This window comes from Streptomyces atratus, from assembly GCF_040655115.1.
GTDB classification, from domain to species: Bacteria; Actinomycetota; Actinomycetes; order Streptomycetales; family Streptomycetaceae; genus Streptomyces; species Streptomyces atratus_D.
On the sequence record NZ_JBFAJH010000028.1, the window covers coordinates 14,259 to 31,894 of the forward strand.

At 71.9% G+C, this 17,636-nt stretch carries 11 protein-coding genes; 8 read left to right on the forward strand and 3 right to left on the reverse strand.

What is annotated here, in order from left to right:
• The first annotated feature begins 51 nt into the window (after positions 1-51).
• Positions 52-3,048, forward strand: a complete 2,997-nt coding sequence (locus AB0I23_RS25790) for an AfsR/SARP family transcriptional regulator (RefSeq protein ID WP_359112626.1) — start codon at positions 52-54, stop codon at positions 3,046-3,048.
• Positions 3,049-3,085: 37 nt separating this feature from the next.
• Here AB0I23_RS25790 and AB0I23_RS25795 read toward each other — a convergent pair whose 3' ends face one another.
• Positions 3,086-3,259 (reverse strand): hypothetical protein, encoded by a 174-nt coding sequence (locus tag AB0I23_RS25795; RefSeq protein WP_359112628.1) that lies wholly within the window; start codon positions 3,257-3,259, stop codon positions 3,086-3,088.
• Positions 3,260-3,500: 241 nt separating this feature from the next.
• Between AB0I23_RS25795 and AB0I23_RS25800 the strand changes: the two genes are divergently transcribed.
• The 7 genes from AB0I23_RS25800 to AB0I23_RS25830 all read left to right on the forward strand — a co-directional run bounded on the left by AB0I23_RS25800 (position 3,501) and on the right by AB0I23_RS25830 (position 15,059).
• The gene (locus AB0I23_RS25800) at positions 3,501-5,339 is read left to right on the forward strand and encodes an AfsR/SARP family transcriptional regulator (protein ID WP_359112630.1); all 1,839 of its coding nucleotides are present in this window, start codon (positions 3,501-3,503) and stop codon (positions 5,337-5,339) included.
• 111 nt (positions 5,340-5,450) lie between these two features.
• Positions 5,451-6,383 carry an aromatic prenyltransferase gene (locus AB0I23_RS25805; RefSeq protein ID WP_359112632.1) on the forward strand — a complete coding sequence of 311 codons (933 nt, stop codon included), beginning with the start codon at positions 5,451-5,453 and terminating at the stop codon, positions 6,381-6,383.
• A 113-nt stretch (positions 6,384-6,496) separates the two neighbouring features.
• On the forward strand, positions 6,497-8,260 hold the full coding sequence (locus tag AB0I23_RS25810; protein WP_359112739.1) for an FAD-dependent monooxygenase: 1,764 nt from the start codon (positions 6,497-6,499) through the stop codon (positions 8,258-8,260).
• A 44-nt stretch (positions 8,261-8,304) separates the two neighbouring features.
• Complete coding sequence (locus AB0I23_RS25815) at positions 8,305-9,822, forward strand: FAD-binding oxidoreductase (RefSeq protein WP_359112635.1); 1,518 nt, start codon at positions 8,305-8,307, stop codon at positions 9,820-9,822.
• A 115-nt stretch (positions 9,823-9,937) separates the two neighbouring features.
• Positions 9,938-11,563, forward strand: coding sequence for a prenyltransferase/squalene oxidase repeat-containing protein (locus AB0I23_RS25820; protein WP_359112637.1), 1,626 nt, complete (start codon positions 9,938-9,940; stop codon positions 11,561-11,563).
• 91 nt (positions 11,564-11,654) lie between these two features.
• Positions 11,655-13,748 (forward strand): MMPL family transporter, encoded by a 2,094-nt coding sequence (locus AB0I23_RS25825; RefSeq protein ID WP_436846997.1) that lies wholly within the window; start codon positions 11,655-11,657, stop codon positions 13,746-13,748.
• A 177-nt stretch (positions 13,749-13,925) separates the two neighbouring features.
• Positions 13,926-15,059 (forward strand): AfsR/SARP family transcriptional regulator, encoded by a 1,134-nt coding sequence (locus AB0I23_RS25830; RefSeq protein ID WP_359112642.1) that lies wholly within the window; start codon positions 13,926-13,928, stop codon positions 15,057-15,059.
• Between the two features lie 361 nt (positions 15,060-15,420).
• Here AB0I23_RS25830 and AB0I23_RS25835 read toward each other — a convergent pair whose 3' ends face one another.
• Together AB0I23_RS25835 and AB0I23_RS25840 are read right to left on the reverse strand one after the other, a co-directional pair.
• Positions 15,421-16,449, reverse strand: a complete 1,029-nt coding sequence (locus AB0I23_RS25835) for a methyltransferase (RefSeq protein ID WP_359112644.1) — start codon at positions 16,447-16,449, stop codon at positions 15,421-15,423.
• Positions 16,446-17,576, reverse strand: coding sequence for a type III polyketide synthase (locus AB0I23_RS25840; RefSeq protein ID WP_359112645.1), 1,131 nt, complete (start codon positions 17,574-17,576; stop codon positions 16,446-16,448). The genes AB0I23_RS25835 and AB0I23_RS25840 overlap by 4 nt, the downstream gene beginning before the upstream one ends.
• Positions 17,577-17,636: the final 60 nt, after the last annotated feature.

The window sequence follows — 17,636 nt, forward strand, 5'->3', positions numbered from 1 at the left end:
CAATGACTCCACGGGGGTCGGGGCATGCACTGTCCCGGGAATGGAGGCGGTGTGTCGCCCAGCTTGTCGTTTCAGGTGCTGGGCTCGCTGAGGGTGAGCGTGGACGGTCGGCCGCTGACGCTGCGTAGTGCACGACAGCGGGCAGTTCTGGCCGTACTCCTGCTGACCCCGGGGCGGGTCGTCTCCGTGCGGTCCCTGGCGGAAGCCGTCTGGCACAGCGACCCGCCCGCCACCGTGCGCAACCAGATCGCCATCTGCGTCTCCGCGCTCCGCAAGACGTTACGGGACGAGGCGGGCGTCGACGGCCTCATCGAGACGGTGCTTCCCGGCTATGTGCTGCACGCGGAGGGCCACTACGTCGACCTGCTCGACCTGCACCAGTGCATCGCGAGCGCCCGGGCCGCCGCGGAGGCCGGGGACCCGGCGGCGGAGGGCCGCTTCGAGTACGCGCTCTCGCTGTGGTCCGGACCGGTGCTCGACGGCATGGACGGCGGCGCCATCGGCAGGGCGGTCAGCCGGCTGACCGAGCTGCGGCTCGACCTGGCCGAGGAGCACGCTGCCCTCCTGCTCCAGCAGGGCCGCTACCGGGCGGTGGTGGCGGGCCTGGCCCCGGTCGTCGCCGAGCATCCGCTGCGCGAGCAGGCTCGCGCCGTCCTCATGCAGGCGTACCACCTGTCGGGCAGGCGGTCCGAGGCGCTGGAGTGCTACCGCGAAGGGCGCCAGATCCTGGTGGCGGAGCTGGGCGTCGAGCCCGGAGCGGAGCTGCAGGAACTCCACCGCACGGTGCTGGAAGGCATCCGGCCCCGGGGCGCCGGGCGGGAGTGGGCAATGGCCGCCCCGCCCGCCGTCGTCCCCCGCCAACTCCCGCGCCCGCCCGAGCCGTTCTTCGGCCGGGAGAGCGAACTGGACCTGCTGGAGCGCCTGCTGGAGCCGACGGACGGCCGCCCGCCGGTGCGGATCGCGGCGATCTGCGGCGCCGCCGGGGTCGGCAAGAGCGCGCTCGCCATGCTCTGGGCGAACCGCCGCGCCGAGCGCTTCCCGGACGGCCAGCTCTTCATGGACCTCCAGGGCTTCCACGAGCACGGCCGCCCCGTCCCGCCCGAGGCCGCACTCGACCGGGCGCTGCGCGCGCTCGGCGTGCCCGGCGCCGCGATCCCCGTCGACCTGCAGGACCGGGCCGCGCTCTACCGCAGCACCCTGGACGGCAAGCGGGTGCTCTTCGTCCTCGACAACGCCGGCTCCCCGGCCCAGGTCCGCCCGCTGCTCCCGGGGCCCGGTCCGGCCCGGGTGCTGGTCACCAGCCGGGACCCGCTGCCCGGGCTGGCCGGCGAGTTCGCCGCGGTCGGCGTGGAACTGCGGGAGATGAGCGCGGCCGAGGCCCGGGACATGCTCGTCGCCGTGCTCGGCAAGGAGCGCGTGGCGGCCGAACCGGCGGCGGCACAGCGGCTGGTGGAGCTGTGCGACCGGTTGCCGCTGGCTCTCAGGGTCGTGGCGACCCGGCTGCTCGCCGACCACCGGTGGTCGCTGCGTCAGCTGGTGGCGAGGATGGAGGACCGCCGTGACCGCCTGGACATCCCCGGTTCGGGCGAGGGCGGCGTGCGATCGGGGGCCTGGCTCGGCTACCGGACACTGTCGGTGCAGGCCGCGCGGCTCTACCGGCACCTGGGCATGCTGGGGGTGCCCGACTTCCCCGCCTGGATCGGCGCCGCCGTCCTCGGTGTCACCCCCCGCGCCTCCGAGGAGCTGCTGCACCAGCTGGCCGACGCGCAGTTCCTCGAGACCTGCCCCGCGCCGGGTGGGGGGCTCCGCTTCCGCTTCCAGGACCTGATGCGCCCGTTCGCGCGGGAGCGGTGCCTCGCGGAGGACGCCCCGCAGGAGCGCCAGGAGAGCCTGGAGCGGGTGCTGGGCGCCATGCTCGCCCTGGCGCACGCGGCGCAGGAACAGCTGTACGGCAAGGGCGAGGCCGTCCCCCGCGGCGTGATGCACGGGGAGGTCCTGCCGGACGAGACCGTCAGCGAGCTCGTCGGCGATCCCATCGAGTGGTTCGAGGGCGAGCGGGAGGCGCTCGTGGGCCTGGTGCGGCAGGCGGCGCAGAGCGGCCTCGCCGGCCACGCCTGGGCCCTGACGCTGCGGTCCGTGCCCTTCTTCGAGACCCGCAACCACCTGGAGGACTGGCGGCGGGCGGCGGAGTACGCGCTGGAGGGCGCGCAGCGCGAGGGGGACACGCTCGGAGCGGGCACCATGCTCCGCTCCCTGGGGACGCTCGCCATCTACCAGCGCCGCTACGAGGAGGCACGGGACCGGCTCCTGTCGGCCATGTTCCACCTGGAGCAGAGCGACGACACGCAGGGCCGGGCCATCGTGCGGCGCAATCTCGCCGTGTGCGCCAGGTTCTCGGGCGACCTCGCCGAAGCGGCCCGCTACTGCGAGGAGTCCCTTGTGCTGTTCCGGCGCACCGGGGACTTCTCGGGCCTGTCGCACGCCCTGGGGCTGCTCGCCCAGATCGAGATCGAGCAGGGCGAGCCCGAGCGCGGCGTCGAACTGAGCAACCAGGCGATAGAGGCCAGCTACGAAGGCGGGTCGCTGCGCAGCCGGACCCAGAACCTCTACCGTCTCGCCGAAGCGCTGCTGTCTGCCGAGCAGCCCGCGCGGGCGGAGCGGGTCTGCCACGACGTGGTCGCCCTGACCCGCGGTCAGGGCGACCGCCTGGGTGAGGCCCACGGGCTGTGCGTCCTCGGCGAGGCGCAGTGGCGGCAGAACGAGGCGCACAAGGCGCGCGCCACCCTGCTGATGGCACTGCGCGCCGCCGAAGAGGTCGGGGACCGGTTCCTGCAGGCCCGGATCACGACGAACCTCGCCTGCGTCGAGGCGATCCGGGGAGGCAGCACCGCCGCGGTCCCCCTGGAGTGGGCCCGGCAGGAGTTCCGTGCGCTCAACGCACCGCTATGGGTGCGGCGCGCCGACCTGCTGCAGCAGGCCCTGGCGTCTCGGCCCGTCGGTCGGCCGATCGACGGCGCGGCCCTGGCCCGCCTGCTCGACGCACGCTGACTCCCCCCGAGCCCCCCGGCACGTGTCGGCGTGCCGGTCACAGGGTCCAGGGCAGGTCTGTGGTCCCGGTGCCGCCCGCGGCGCTGATGCCGGTCCACGGGAGGTCGTCCGTGCCCGGGCCGGTCGCCGCAGCGCCGAACAGCGGGAGGAACGGGAGGAAGAGGAACGCCGTGGTGATGAACGCCGCTTCGATCGGACGGGGCTTGCGCATCAACGGATCTCCCAGTCGTGAATTAAATTCCCCATGATTTTCGGAAACCATCCTACGGAGCCGTGCTTTTGTATCGATTTCCCCACTATTTCGCGTGCTCGAAATCGCCGTGATAACGCGAGGAAAATGTACGCCGCTAGAGTCCTGAGACTGTTTCATCAGGGCTGCCAGGTGTGCCACGTGCCTCCACGGGGAAAAGGGCGCGCCGGAAACGGATTGTGCTGTGCTGAACTCTGGTGGTGTGGCCGTCAGGCCCGTCGACGGGATCGCCGAGCCGGACGAAGCCGGCGCAGAAGTGCCAGGGGTGCTCGAATTCAGGCTGCTCGGGCCGGTTTCCGCGATCCGGTTCGGGAGACCGGTCCCGCTGTCCGGGACGAAGATCCATACCGTACTGGCGGTGCTGCTGCTCGCGAGAGGTGCCCTGGTCGCCGACGACAGACTGAGTGCGGCGCTGTGGGGAGACGCCCCGCCGCCCACGTCGAATTCCCAGATCTACACCTACGTGTCACGGCTCAGGAAGGGCCTCAAAGGCGCGGTGGAGATTTTCAGGAAAGGCTCGGGATACGTACTCGACGCGAAAAACGCCCAGGTCGACCTGTTCTCCTTCGAACGGCTCGACCGGCTGGGCCAAAAGGCCCTGAGGGAGCGCCGCCACGAGGACGCGGGGCGGCTCCTCGGCCTGGCGCTCGACTGCTGGAGCGGCCATGCCCTGGAGAACGTCACCGACCACCTGCTCCAGGCCGAGCAGCCGCGTCTGGAGTTCCTGCGGGCAGAGGCGCTGGAGCGCCGGATCGAGGCGGACCTGGCGCTCGGCAGGCACCGCGCCCTGGTACCGGAACTCCTCTCCCTGGTCGCCCGCTTCCCCATGGACGAGAACCTGCGCGCACACCTCATCACGGCGCTGCACAGGTCGGACCGGCAGGCGGCGGCCGTCAAGGTGTACGGCGAGGGCCGCCGGATCCTCGACGAGCAGCTCGGTGTGGCGCCCGGTCCGCAGCTCAGCGGGGCGTATGTGCGGATGCTGCACGGAGAAGGCGCCCCGGCGCCGCGCAAGCCGCTCGTCCTGCTGCCCGCCCGGGCCGCCGCGTTCACCGGGCGGACGGCCGAGGCGGCCCGGCTCAGGTCGCTGCTGCTGCGCCGTGCGCCGGGCCCGGGCTCCCGCCTCAGGGCGGCGCTGGTCACGGGGATGCCCGGCAGCGGCAAGACGGCCCTGGCCGCAGAAGTGGCGTACCACTGCGCCCGGGCGTTCCCGGACGGGGTGCTGCATGCCGACCTCCAGGACGCCCACGGCGGCGCGAGGCCGCCCGCAGCCGTCCTGACCGAGATCCTCGCCGCCCTGGGTGAGGCCGTGCCGGCCGACGGGACCGGCCTCAACGACCTGGTGCGGCGCTACCGCGCCAGGACGGCCGCGGCCCGGATGCTGCTCGTCCTGGACGACGCGCCGAGCGACTCGCAGCTGGCCCCGCTGCTGCCCGCGGGCCCGGACGCCGCGGTGCTGGTCACCAGCCGGGCGCGGCTGGTGACCGTGCCCGCCGTCCACACGGTGGCCCTGCGCCCGATGAGCGACGAGGAGGCAGCGGCGCTGCTCGCCGAGACCGCGGGCGCGGAACGGATCGCCGCCGAGCCGTCGGCGGCGCGGGACCTGGTGCGCCACTGCGCCGGACTGCCGCTCGCGGTGCGGATCGCGGGCGCCCGGCTCGCCTCCCGCACGCACTGGCCGGTGGCCCGGATGGCCGCCCGGCTCGCCGAACCACGCTCCAGGCTCGCCGCCCTGTCCTACGGCGACCTCGACCTCTCCCGCGCCCTGGCCCGGGCACTGCCCCCGCTGCGCCCGGCCACCCGGGCCGTCCTGCCCTGGCTCGCGAAGATGGGCCAGGGCCCCTTCACCGCCCGGCTCGCGGGCGACGTGGTCGGCCTCGCCGAAGCCGAGGCGGAGCGCGCCCTGGAAGACCTCGTGGACGCCTCCTTGATCCACCCGGAGACAGGAGGCGGCGACGCCCAGGAGGCGGACCGCTACCGGTTCCATCCCCTTGTCCTGCTGCTGGCGGACTCACTGCCGAGAGCGGAGAACCCGCTGTGACCCCTGACCGCACGGCTCGGCCTCGCCAAGTCAGCGGCAAGTTACAAGATAGCGGTGGGCAAGAGCCGTGGCCGAGGGTTGACGCCATGAAGCGTATGGATGGTGACCGCCATGAGTGAGGCGGCCGGGATCACCCCGGAAGACTCGGTGCAGGCTCTGTGTTCGGCCATCGAGGAAGCGGCCGGGCTGCTGGAGGTGGAGTGTTCGCGGGACAAGGTGCTGCCCATCCTGGACCTGTACGGGGGTGATCTCGCGCAGTCCGCGGCCGCGTTCAGGGTGGCGACCGGCGCGCGCCGCGCGGGAGAGCTCGACTGCCGGTTCATGGTGCCGCAGGATGTGGACCCGTACCAACTGGCTCTGGACAACGGCCTGGTGGAGAAGACGGACCACCCCGTCGCCAGGCTGCTCCCGGACATCCGGGAGAGCTGCCCCGTCGACGGCTACGGCATCGACTTCGGGGTCGTCGGGGGGTTCAAGAAGATCTGGGTGGTGCTGCCCAGGACCGGCCTTCAGCAGGTCACGAAGCTCGCCGGCATCCCGTCGATGCCGCGCAGTCTGGGCGAGAGCCTCGACTTCATCGCCCGGCACGGCCTGGGCGACACCGTGGGCCTGCTCGGGATCGACTACCGCAACCGGACCGTGAACGTGTACTTCGGTGAGCCCCCCGTCGGGGGCATCGCTGCGGAGTCCGTGCGGTCGATGCTCCGCGAGGTCGACCAGGCGGAGCCCACCGAGCAGATGCTCAGGCTCGGCCGACAGGCCTTCGGCGTCTACGTGACCCTGAACTGGGACTCCCCGAAGATCGAGCGGATCTGCTTCGCCGTGGCGACCACGGACCCGGCCAGTCTTCCCGTCGAACTCGACGACAGGATCGATCTGTTCGTGAAGCACGTGCTGCGCGCCGACCCCGGCACGAAGTTCGTCTACGCCGTCGCCTCCCAGCCCGACGGTGAGTACTACAAGCTCCAGTCCTACTACCGGTGGGGCTCCGGAGTGCCGGAGATCATGCAGCTGACCGAGGGCGCCCTCGCGGACCCGGTGTAGCCCACCCCCTTTCTTTTTGACACCCCAAACTCCTCAAACTCCCCACGGCCCGCAGGCGGTTGGAGTCTCCTTGCCGCCCGGTCCGTTTTCGGAAGGACGAAGCATTGGGAACAGTGGAAGTTCCGGTACTGATCGTGGGCGGGGGCGGCTCCGGCCTGTCCGCCTCCGTCTTCCTGTCCGACCACGGTGTCGGCCACCTGCTGGTGGAACGCCGCGCCGACACCTCGCGACTGCCGAAGGCGCACTACGTCAACCAGCGCACGATGGAGATCTTCCGCCAGCACGGACTGGACGGTGATGTGGCCCAACAGGCCGCGACGCCCGAGCAGTTCGGCAAGGTCCGCTGGCAGACCACGCTCACCGGCGAGGGGCCGCTGGACGCACGGCTGATCCACGAGATCGACGGCTTCGGCGGCGGTGCGCTGCGCGAGGCGTACGACGCGGCCGGGCCCGTCCTGCCGGCCAAGCTGCCGCAGCTGCGCCTCGAACCGGTCCTTCGCCGCCACGCCGAGGAGCGCAATCCCGGACGGATCCTGTTCGGCCACGAGCTTCTCTCGCTGACCGAGGACGACGGCGGCGACCGGGTCGTCGCCGAGATCCGCTCCACCGCGACCGGCGAGACCACCACGGTCACGGCGCGGTACGTGATCGCGGCGGATGGCGGCCGCACGGTCGGCCCCGCCCTCGGCGTGCGGATGGAGGGCCTGCCCGCCCTGTTCGACGCCACCACGGTCTACTTCTCCGCCGACCTGTCGCAGTGGTGGAACGAGGGCTCGCTCATCACCTGGTTCCTCAACCCGTACCGCCAGGACTTGTCCAGCGCTCTCATCGAGATGGGCCCGACCTGGGGCAAGCACTGCGAGGAGTGGGGCCTGCACCTCTCCCTGGCCGGGATCGACCGCGCCGACGAACAGGCGGTGACCGCCCGGATCCGCGAGGTCCTGGGGCTGCCCGGCCTGGAGCTGACCCTGCACGAGGTGACGAGCTGGACCGTGGAGGCGGTGCTCGCCGAGCGCTACCGCCACGGGCGGGTGTTCCTGGCCGGCGACGCCGCCCACCGCCAGCCGCCCGCCGTCGGCCTCGGCCTGAACACCGGCATCCAGGACGCGCACAACCTCGCCTGGAAGCTGGCCGCGGTGCTCTCCGGCCGCGCCGCCGAGAGCCTGCTCGACACCTACGAGGCGGAGCGGCGGCCGGTCGGCCAGTACAACCTGGGCTGGGCGATGTCCGCCGCCTCGCACCACCAGGTGGTCATCGACGCCGCCGTCGGCCTCGGCCCGCACGTGCCGCCGGAGCGTCGCACGCCGGTGTTCTTCTCCTACTTCGCCCCGTCCCCGGTCGGCGCGGCCCAGCGCACCCGGGCGGCGGAGATCTTCGCCACCCACCGCGGCGAGTGCCAGGCGCTCGACGTGGAGACCGGTTTCGCCTACGAGCAGGGCGCGGTCGTCCCGGACGGCAGCCGCCCGCCGGCCCGCTCGCCGCTGGGCGACGTGTACCGGCCCACGACCCGCCCGGGGCACCTGCTGCCGCACGCGTGGGTCGAGCACGACGGCCGGCGGGTGTCCACCCACGACCTGGTCGGTTCCGGCACCGGCTTCGTGCTGATCACCGGAGCGGACGGGCAGGCGTGGCACGCGGCGGCGGCGCTGGCGGCGGAGAAGCTCTCGGTGCCCGTCACCGCGGTCCGCGTCGGCGACGCGGCGGAGTACACCGACGCCGACGGCGCCTGGCAGACCCTGCGCGAGACGGACGGGGCGGGCGCCGTCCTGGTCCGGCCCGACAACCACGTGGCCTGGCGCAGCGCAGGCGGCGAGGCGGACCCGGCGGGCTCCCTGACCGAGGCCCTCTCCCTCGTCCTGGGCCACCGGGCCCCGTGACCCGGACCGACCCCCCTCGACGCGACGAAAACGAAAGAAGCAGCATGATCAACAGAAGGTCCTTCCTCGTCGGCGCCGGAGGCGTCGCGCTGGCCACGACGGCGCTGTCCGGCGCCGCGAAGGCCGCGACCAGCGCCCCCGGCTCCAAGTGGAGCCGACTGGCCGACAGCCTCCAGGGGCGCCTGGTGCTCCCGTCCGACGCGGACTACCAGCGGGCCAAGCAGCTCTTCCAGGTCCAGTACGACGCCATCAGCCCGCAGGCGGTCGCCTACTGCTCCTCCACCGCCGACGTGGCCCGGTGCATCGGCTACGCCGAAGCCAACGGCATCCCCGTCGCCGCGCGCAGCGGCGGCCACAGCGCGGGCGGCTACTCCACGACCCAGGGTCTGGTCATCGACGTGTCCGGGCTGAACTCCGTGGTCCTCGGCGACGGATCGGCGCGGATCGGCCCCGGTGCGCAGCTCGTCGACATCGCGAACAGGCTCGCCCCGGCCGGCGTCGGCATATCCGCCGGCTACTGCCCCACCGTCGCGGCCGGCGGGTTCTTCCAGGGCGGCGGCATGGGCCTGTTCACCCGCAGCATCGGCATCGCCTCCGACAAGGTGACGTCGGCGCAGGTGGTCCTCGCCGACGGCCGGACCGTGACCGCCTCGCCGGATTGTCACAGCGACCTGTACTGGGCCCTGCGCGGTGGCGGCGGCGGGAACTTCGGCATCGTGACCTCCTACACGGTCACTCCCTCCGAGCTGACCGACGTGGCCGCCGTCAACCTCGTGTGGACCTTCGACCAGTCGCTGGACATGGTGGACGGCTGGACGCAGTGGCTGGCCGACGCGCCGTGGACGATCGGCAGCGGCGTCAACGTCACGCTGACGGACGCCGGGCCCGGGAAGGTGCCGACCGCCGGGGTGTTCCTCGGCTCGGTGGACACCGGCCCGGCGTTCGACGCCGAGATCGCCCGGCTGATCTCGCTGGTCGGCCGCCCCCCGGCGTACCAGCAGAAGTTCACCGCCCCGTACCAGTCGGTGCTGATGTCTCTCTACCTGTGCTCCGAGCTCACGGTGGCCCAGTGCCACCGCGCCGACACCTCTGCCGAGGGCAAGCTCCAGCGCCCGGCGTTCGGCACGTGGCGCAGCCGCCTGTTCGAGCGGACGATGCCGCGCGAGGGCTGGGCCAAGGCGCTGGAGGTGCTCGACGGGAACCGGTTCGCCGGGCAGACGCGGCAGCTGCAGATCTCCGCCCTCGGCGGAAAGGCCAACACCCTGTCGCGGACCGCCACCGCCTATGTGCACCGCGACAGCCTCTTCTCGGCCAGCTTCCTCACCTCGAACGCGGCCGCGCCGGTCTCCGACGAGGCCAAGGCCGCCGCCTGGCAGTTCGTCGACGCGGGTTTCGCGGTGATCGACCCGTACTCCAACGGCGAGACGTACCAGAACTTCATCGACCCGCGCCTGCCCGACTGGCAGAGCTCCTACTACGCCGAGAATCACGCGCGGCTGGCCCGGGTCAAGGAGGCGTACGACCCGCACCGGTTCTTCCGGTTCGCGCAGGGCATTCGCTGACCCGCGTCCGGCTCCGCCGGTCGGGGGATCTCCTCCGACCGGCGGAGCCGGGCCTTGTCCGTCGAACTCCCAGGCCATCCACGCCAGTTCACACCGGTCCAGACAGGAGCACAGGATGAAAATCGCGGACCTCGCGCGCTCGACGCTGCTACCGTGGCCCGAGGAGGTCTCCCCGGATGAGGTGCGCCAGGCCACGTCCCGGCTGGTCTCGTACGTAAGCGGCAGAGTCGATGCCGACGGCGCGATACGAGAGGAGTGCGAGAGCCGGGTGCTGGAGTCTGCGCTCGCACTCTCGCTGATGACCCGTACCGGCGCGCAATCCCCGGCCAGAAACCGCCTGCTGACGTTCCTCCGCGGCCACCAGGAGTTCCCGAACCGGCTCGACCGCGTCCTCGCCTCGCTCTCCGTCGGCCGGGAGACCGCCGGTGACGCCGAGCTCGTCGGTCGGCTGACGGCGGGCGTGCTCGGCTCCGCGCCGGGCTTCATCTCCGCCCGCCGCCGCATGATGGTGTACGCGGTGCTGTCGGTGCTCGGCTGCCCGTTGCCGGCCGACGCCGAGCTGCCGGGCGGCGGGGAGGTCCCCACCGACCCCCTGCACTCCTGGGCCGCGGTGCAGGAGGCGTCCATCACGCTGATCCTGGCCACCGCCACGGGCGTCAGCAACAAGGCCACCGAGGCCGCGCTGGACACACTCCTGGCCACGGACCCGGCCACGACGGTGTGGGAGGGCTACGTGCTGATGCACCTGCTGGTGCTGCACGCGCTGGCCTCGGTCCCCGGGCACGAGGAGACCGTGCGCCGCGGCCTGGAGACGCTGCTGCGCCACCAACGCGCCGACGGCGGCTTCCCGTTCGTCCTGGAGTTGCACAACTGGTGCACGGCCACCGGCGGCCTTGCGCTCTGTGCGGCGGGCGCCGAGCCGGAGCTGCTGCGCAGGATGGCGGGGATGCTCACCGCCCACCAGGGCGGCGCCCCGCTGCGCTCCCTCTCCCGCGGTGCGACGCTCACCGGCGGCTGGTCGATTTCCCCCGTTGTGGCGCAGAACGACGTCGACGACACCTCCTGCGCCCTGGAGTTCCTCCAGGCGATCGACCCGGTGGCCCACGGAGCGGCGATGCGGCGCGGCCTTGACGCGCTGCTGGCCGCGCAGGGCGCCGACGGCGGCTTCCCGACCTACGTCGCGGGCGCCTCCTCCGAGCCGTGCATGACGGCCGCGGCGGTCTGCGCGCTCGCGCCGCACCCCTTCACCGCGCCGGCCCGGGAGCGGGCCCTGGCGTTCCTCGCCGACAGCCAGCTGGCCGACGGCGGCTTCGAGCCCGGGTGGAGCCGCAGCCGTCTGCACACCCTGTTCCGCGCGCGGCTCGCCGCGTCCACCGCCGGCCCGGACGACCTGCGCACCGCCGCCATGACCGAGCGGATCGAGCGCACGGTGCGCGAGACGCAGAACGCCGACGGCGGCTGGGGCATGCAGCCCGGCGACCCCAGCGACGACATCAGCACCGCCTACGGCCTGATCGCGCTGTGCTACGGCGACGACCCGCAGCCCGTCGGCCGCGCCCTGTCCTGGCTGCTCACACAGCAGAAGGCGGACGGCAGCTTCGGCGGCCCGCCCGACATGGTCGGCCCCCGCCCCTTCTCGTACCACTTCCCGCTGCTGACCGACATCCCGGTGCTGCTCGCCCTCGGCCACGTCCGCTCGCGGGTTCTGGACCCGTCGGCCGCGCCGCAGGAGGTGCGGTGACCGCCGTCGCGACCCCGCGTTCGCCCCTCTTACAACCCCTCCTTTCAACACCACGTACAGAGGAATTGACATGATGCGGAAACTGGCCGCCTTGCCCAGCGGAAGAGTGGGTAAATGGGTCGTCATCGCGCTCTGGGCCGTCCTGCTGGTCCCGGCGCTGATGCTGGCCGGGAAGCTCGGTGACGCCGAGGAGAACGACAACTCGGCCTGGCTGCCGGGCAACGCGGAGTCGACCGCGGTCGTCGAGCGCGCCGAGAAGTTCATGCCCGCGGACAGCGTGCCCGCGATCGTGGTCTACGACCGGTCCGGCGGTGTCACCGACGCCGACATGGCCAAGGCGCAGGCCGACGCCGCGGCGTTCAAGGGCATCGACAATGTCGTGAGCCAGATGCAGGGCCCGGTGAAGGCCGAGGACGGCAAGGCCATCCAGACCATCGTCCAGGTACGCAAGGACAAGTCCGGCTGGGAAGGGCTCGGCAAGGTCGTCGACGCGATGACCGAGGTCGGCAAGAAGAACGCGGACGGCCTCGGCTTCCACGTGGCCGGGCCGGCCGGCTACGGAGCCGACTCGATCAAGGCGTTCGGCGGCGGAGGCGCCCTGACGACGATCACCGCGCTGGTGGTGCTCGCGATCCTGCTGCTCACCTACCGCAGCCCGCTGCTGCCCCTGCTGCCGCTGATCACCGTCGGCGTGGCCCTGGTCACGGCGGAGGCGCTGATCTACCTGCTGGCCAAGGACGCCGGACTCGTCATCAACAAGCAGACCAGCTTCATCCTGACCGTGCTGGTCTTCGGCGCCGCCACCGACTACGCGCTGCTGCTCATCTCCCGCTACCGGGAGGAGCTGCTGCGGCACGAGGACCGGCACGAGGCGATGGCGGAGGCCCTGTACCGCTCGGGCCCCGCGATCACGGCCAGCGCCGCGACCGTCGCGGTCAGCCTGATGCTGCTGATGCTGGCCGTCCTGAACTCCACCAAGGGCCTCGGTCCGGCCTGCGCCATCGGCATCCTGGTCGGGCTGCTCGCCATGGTCAGCCTGATGCCGGCCCTGCTGGTCGCCTGCGGTCGGTGGATCTTCTGGCCGGTGAAGCCGGTGTACGGCTCGGCGTCGGTGGTCAAGGAGAGCGTCTGGAGCCGGGTCGGCACGGCCGTCTCCGGTCGCCCGCGGGTGGTGTGGATCGGCACGGTGCTGGTCCTCGCGGCCATGGCGCTCGGGGCGTTCGGGCTCAAGGCCGACGGCCTCGCCAACAAGGACCAGTTCACCACCAAGCCGCAGATGGCGGTCGGCGAGGAGATCCGGGCCGAGCACTTCCCGGCCGGATCGGGCGACCCCGTCTACGTCGTGACCAAGGGCGACGCGGCGGAGCAGGTCAAGGCCGCGCTGGCCGGTGTACCGGGGATCACCCGCGTCGCGGCCGCCCCGGTGGCCAAGGGCGGCGAGGTCGTCCTGCTCGGGGAGCTGAAGGACGAGCCCAGCAGCAAGGCGGCGATGGGTACCGTCGAGCGGGCCAGGAAGGCGGTCCACGCGGTCGAGGGCGCCGACGCGCAGGTCGGCGGCAGCACGGCGATCATGGTGGACACCGAGGACGCGGCGTCCCGCGACTCCAAGGTGATCATCCCGATCGTGCTGCTCGTGGTGCTGTTCATCCTGGCGGTGCTGCTGCGGGCGGTGGTCGCGCCGCTGCTGCTGATGGCGACGGTGGTGCTGTCGTTCGGGGCGGCCCTCGGCGTGAGCAGCCTGATGTTCGAGCATGTGTTCGGATTTGCCGGGGCCGACGCGACCTTCCCGCTGCTGTCGTTCGTGTTCCTGGTCGCCCTGGGCATCGACTACAACATCTTCCTGGTCACCCGGGTACGCGAGGACGCGCTGCTGTACGGCACCCGGCGCGCCGCGCTGACCGGTCTGTCCTCCACCGGCGGCGTGATCACCTCGGCGGGCGTAGTGCTGGCCGGCACCTTCGCGGCGATGGCCTCGCTGCCGCTGATCTTCGCGGCCGAACTCGGTTTCACGGTGGCGTTCGGCGTGCTGCTGGACACCATCGTGGTCCGTTCGGTGCTGGTCACCGCGCTGACCCTGGACGTGGGCCGGTGGATGTGGTGGCCAGGCAAGCTGTTCCACGGCCGGGACGACGCCCTGCCGTTGGCGGACGAGCCCGATCGCGAACTCGCGCTCGACGGCCGCTGACGGCTGTCTGTCACGGGCCCGGTGCCGGCTGGGAGGGGCGGCACCGGGCCCGTGGCAGATCCGGGTTCTCCGGCTCGATCTTCAGCAGAGGATCCCTCAGCAGAGGATCCCTCAGCAGAGGCGATCGCATCCGTCGTCCGGGTCATGTCCGGACACACACCTTCGGGGGAAGAGCCAATGAGTTCAGAGGCGTTGGACAGGGGAACTGGACTCGGCACGACGACCGCCGGCCCTGTGGCCGGCGGCAGACGCGGGGCGGAGTTCATTCCTGAGCAGAGGTCGGGGGAGAACGCGGGGAGCACGCAGCGCATAGCGGAACTGGAGCGCGAGGTCCGGGAGCTCAGACGGGCGAACGAGACACTGAAGCGGTACTTCAGCAAGGCCCTCGAACTCGACGTCGGACTCGGTCTCCCCGGGGACGGCTTCGCCGAAGCGGTCGCCGACGGCCCGGACGGGGCCGCGACCGTGCGCCGTCCTGGGCAGGGCGCCGCCCAGTGGGCCGGGGACCGCTCCTCGCACAGCCCGCAGCAGCCGGCGGCCGGGGTGGAGTTCCGGGTGCTGGGCCCGATCGAGGCGGCCGTCGGCGGCCGATGGGTGGACCTGGGCGCACCCAAGCAGCGTGCGGCGCTCGCGCTGCTGGTCAGCCAGGTGGGCCAGCTGGTGTCGGTCGACGTGATGGTGGAGGAGCTGTGGGCCGGTCGGCCGCCGCAGTCGGCGATCACCTCACTCCACGCGTACATCGCCAATCTGCGGCGGGCTCTGGAGCCGCACCGGGCGCCGCGGACGCCGGCGACGGTGCTGTGCACCCGCGGGCGGGGCTATCTGCTGGACAGCCGGGTCGTCGAGGTCGACGCCCACCGCTTCGGCGAGCGCGCCATGGCCGGGTGGCAGGCGCTGGACCGGAGCGATCCGCAGCGGGCGCTGTACGAGTTCGAGGCGGGGCTGGCGCTGTGGCGAGGGGAGGCGTACACGGAGATGGCCGGCGCCGCGCATGTCGCGCCAGAGGCCGTACGCCTTGAGGAGCTGCGGCTCTCGGTGATCGAGGGCCGCTGCGCGACGCTGATCGCGGTGGGGGCCCACGAGATGGCGGTGCCTGAGCTGGTGGCCTTCACGCAGGCCCATCCGCTGCGCGAGCACGGGTGTGAGCTGCTGAGTCTGGCGCTGTACCGGGCGGGGCGGCAGGCCGACGCGCTGTCGGTGCTGCGGGCCCACCAGAAGCGGATGGTGGAGGACCTGGGGATCTCCCCCAGCCTCGCGCTGCAGCACCTGGAGCTGGAGATCCTGCGGCAGGCGCCGGAGCTCGACCGGTAGCCGCCCCGCCCTCCGCCCCGCACGTGTGTACGTGAAGCCTCCGGCAGTGCGGTTCCCGGCCCGGGACCGCCCACGGCCGGAGGCTTCCCGCGTCTTGGACCGACCGGCAATTGGGGGGTGGGTGAAGGAGCGGGGCTGGGGTGCGTGCATCGCAAGGCGGAGGATTGAGCCATGGCGGAGCCCTGGTGATTGACGACAACGCCGCGAGGTGCGTGCCCCGGCCTCGTGACGCCGCCCCCCAATTGCCGGTCGGTCTTTGGCCGGTGAGACCGTCTCTGCGTCGTGGTGTCCCGCCCGCTCTCGGGAGGGGAGCAGGGCGGAGCCCCGGTCGGGGGCCGACCGGGGCTCGGGTGGGTGGGGTTCAGCGGGCGATGACGAGGGCGGTGGGGGAGGGGGTGGTCAGGAAGCGGATGTCCTCGAAGCCCGCTTCGGTGAGCCAGGCGTGGTAGTCGGAGCGCCGCCAGGTGTTGCCGTGCCGGCTCTTCAGGAGCATCTCCCCTGCGAAGGCCAGCGCGAAGGGCGGGCCGCTGCGGTCGTCGTCGACGATGTAGTCGGAGACGACCAGCGTGCCGCCGGGCTTCAGCGCCTTGCGTACCTTGGCGAAGACCTCCGTGTTGTCCTTCGGCCCCTCCTGGTGGGCGATGTTGGAGTACATCACGACGTCGTGGTCGCCGTCGCCGAAGTCGGCGGTGTGGAAGTCGCCGTCGACATGGCTGACACGGTCGCCCACGCCCTGCTCGGCGAGCAGCCGGCGGGCGATCGCATTGATCGGCGCCCAGTCGATCTGGGTCGAGCGGGCGTCGGGGTTCAGCCCGAGCCAGACGGCCGAGCAGACGCCCGACCCGCCGCCGATGTCGAGGATCGAGATCTTCCCGGCCTCCGCAAGACCCAGGGCGTCGGCGGCGATCCGCGCCACGGGGACCGACTGCGCGGCGATGGCCTGGACCAGCCCCTCCCAGTGCGGGTTGTCGGACACCTCCACCACCGCGTCCGTCAGCGGTCCTCCGGCGCGTACGACATCGGGCAGCGCCGCCAGGGAGCCCATGTGGCCCATCTTCAGCTTGGCGAAGCCGCTCAGGGAGGCGGGCCTGTCCTCCACCAGGAAGGCGGATGCCTCGGCGGTGTTGCGGTAGCGGCCGTCCGCCACCTCGACCAGGCCGATGCCGACCAGTCCGTCGAGGAGGGCCTGCGCGCCGCGCGGCGAGATCCCGGCGCGCTCGGCCAGCTGCTCCGCGGAGGCGGCACCGTCCTCGAGGTGGGTGAAGACCGAGTACGTCGCGGCCGTGCCCAGGACCCCGGTGGCCCAGTAGCCGTTGATCAGCCGGATGATCCGGTCCGACGTCGGACCGCCGCCGTTCGTGCTGGTGCTGTTCGTGCCGGTGGCGCTCATGCGTTCCTTCCCGCGTACTGGCGCGGCACCGGCACGGCGACCGGGCGTTCTTGTGCGTACGGGGCCGGGTCGGCGACCCAGGTGCCCAGGGCCATCTCGGCGGTGATGCCGGGACCGAAGCCGGCGATCATGCCGGTGGCGCCCGAGGGCAGTTCCCCGGGCTCCTCGAACCGTCTGCGCAGGGCGTCGAGCACGACGGCGCTGGCGATGTTCCCGTATTCGCTCAGCGTCCCCCAGCTGTGCCGGAAGACCGTGCGGTCGACACCGAGGTACTTGGCGAGGTCGTCCAGGATCCGGGGGCCGCCGGCGTGGATGATGTAGAAGTCGAGGGCGCCGGCGTCCCAGCCGTGGCCTGCGGCGAGGTCGCGCAGCACCGGGGCGAGGGGCTCCATCGTCCCCGGGACCCGACGGTCGAGCTGGAAGTGGAATCCGGTGTCGCGTACCGCGTAGGAGATCCACTCCTCGGTGTTCGGAATGAGGTAGGAGGCGTTGCGCTCCAGCTGTATGCCGCTGATGCCGGGGGCGCCGCGGCCCCGCACCACGGCGGCCGCGACCGCGTCGCCGAACAGCCCGTCGGACAGCAGCGAGCCGATGTCGTCGGCGTCGGGCTGGTAGCACAGCGAGCACAGTTCGCAGGAGACGATCAGGACGTTGCTGTCGGGGTGGGCCATGCAGAAGTCATGGGCGCGGTTGATCGCCGCTCCGCCCGCCGCGCAGCCCAGCTGCGCGATCGGCAGCTGCCGGGTGTCGTACCGGAATCCCATGGTGTTGATCAGCCACGCGGTGAGCGAGGGCATCAGGAACCCGGTGCACGACACGTAGATGATCGCGTCGATGTCTTCGGCCGTCAGGCACGCGTTCGCCAGGGCTTCTTCGATGACTTCCGGGCAGCGCTTCTTCGATTCCGTCTCGTATATGTGGTTGCGTTCCTCGAAGCCCGGGTGGTTCAGGGTTTTCTCGATGGGCTGGACCAGGTGCCGCTTCTGCACTCCGGTGTTCTCTATCAGCCGGAGTGCGAGCGGAAGCTGAGGCTTTCCCTCATGTGCTTTCCTGGCGAATTCCAGGGTCTCTTCCATGGTGATGGTGTATTCCGGCACGCGCACCGAAGGCTTGTGCAGAATTGGCATGTCCGGCATCTGCCTCTCAGATACAGGGGATATTCTTCCGTCTTTACAGCATTAATGTCG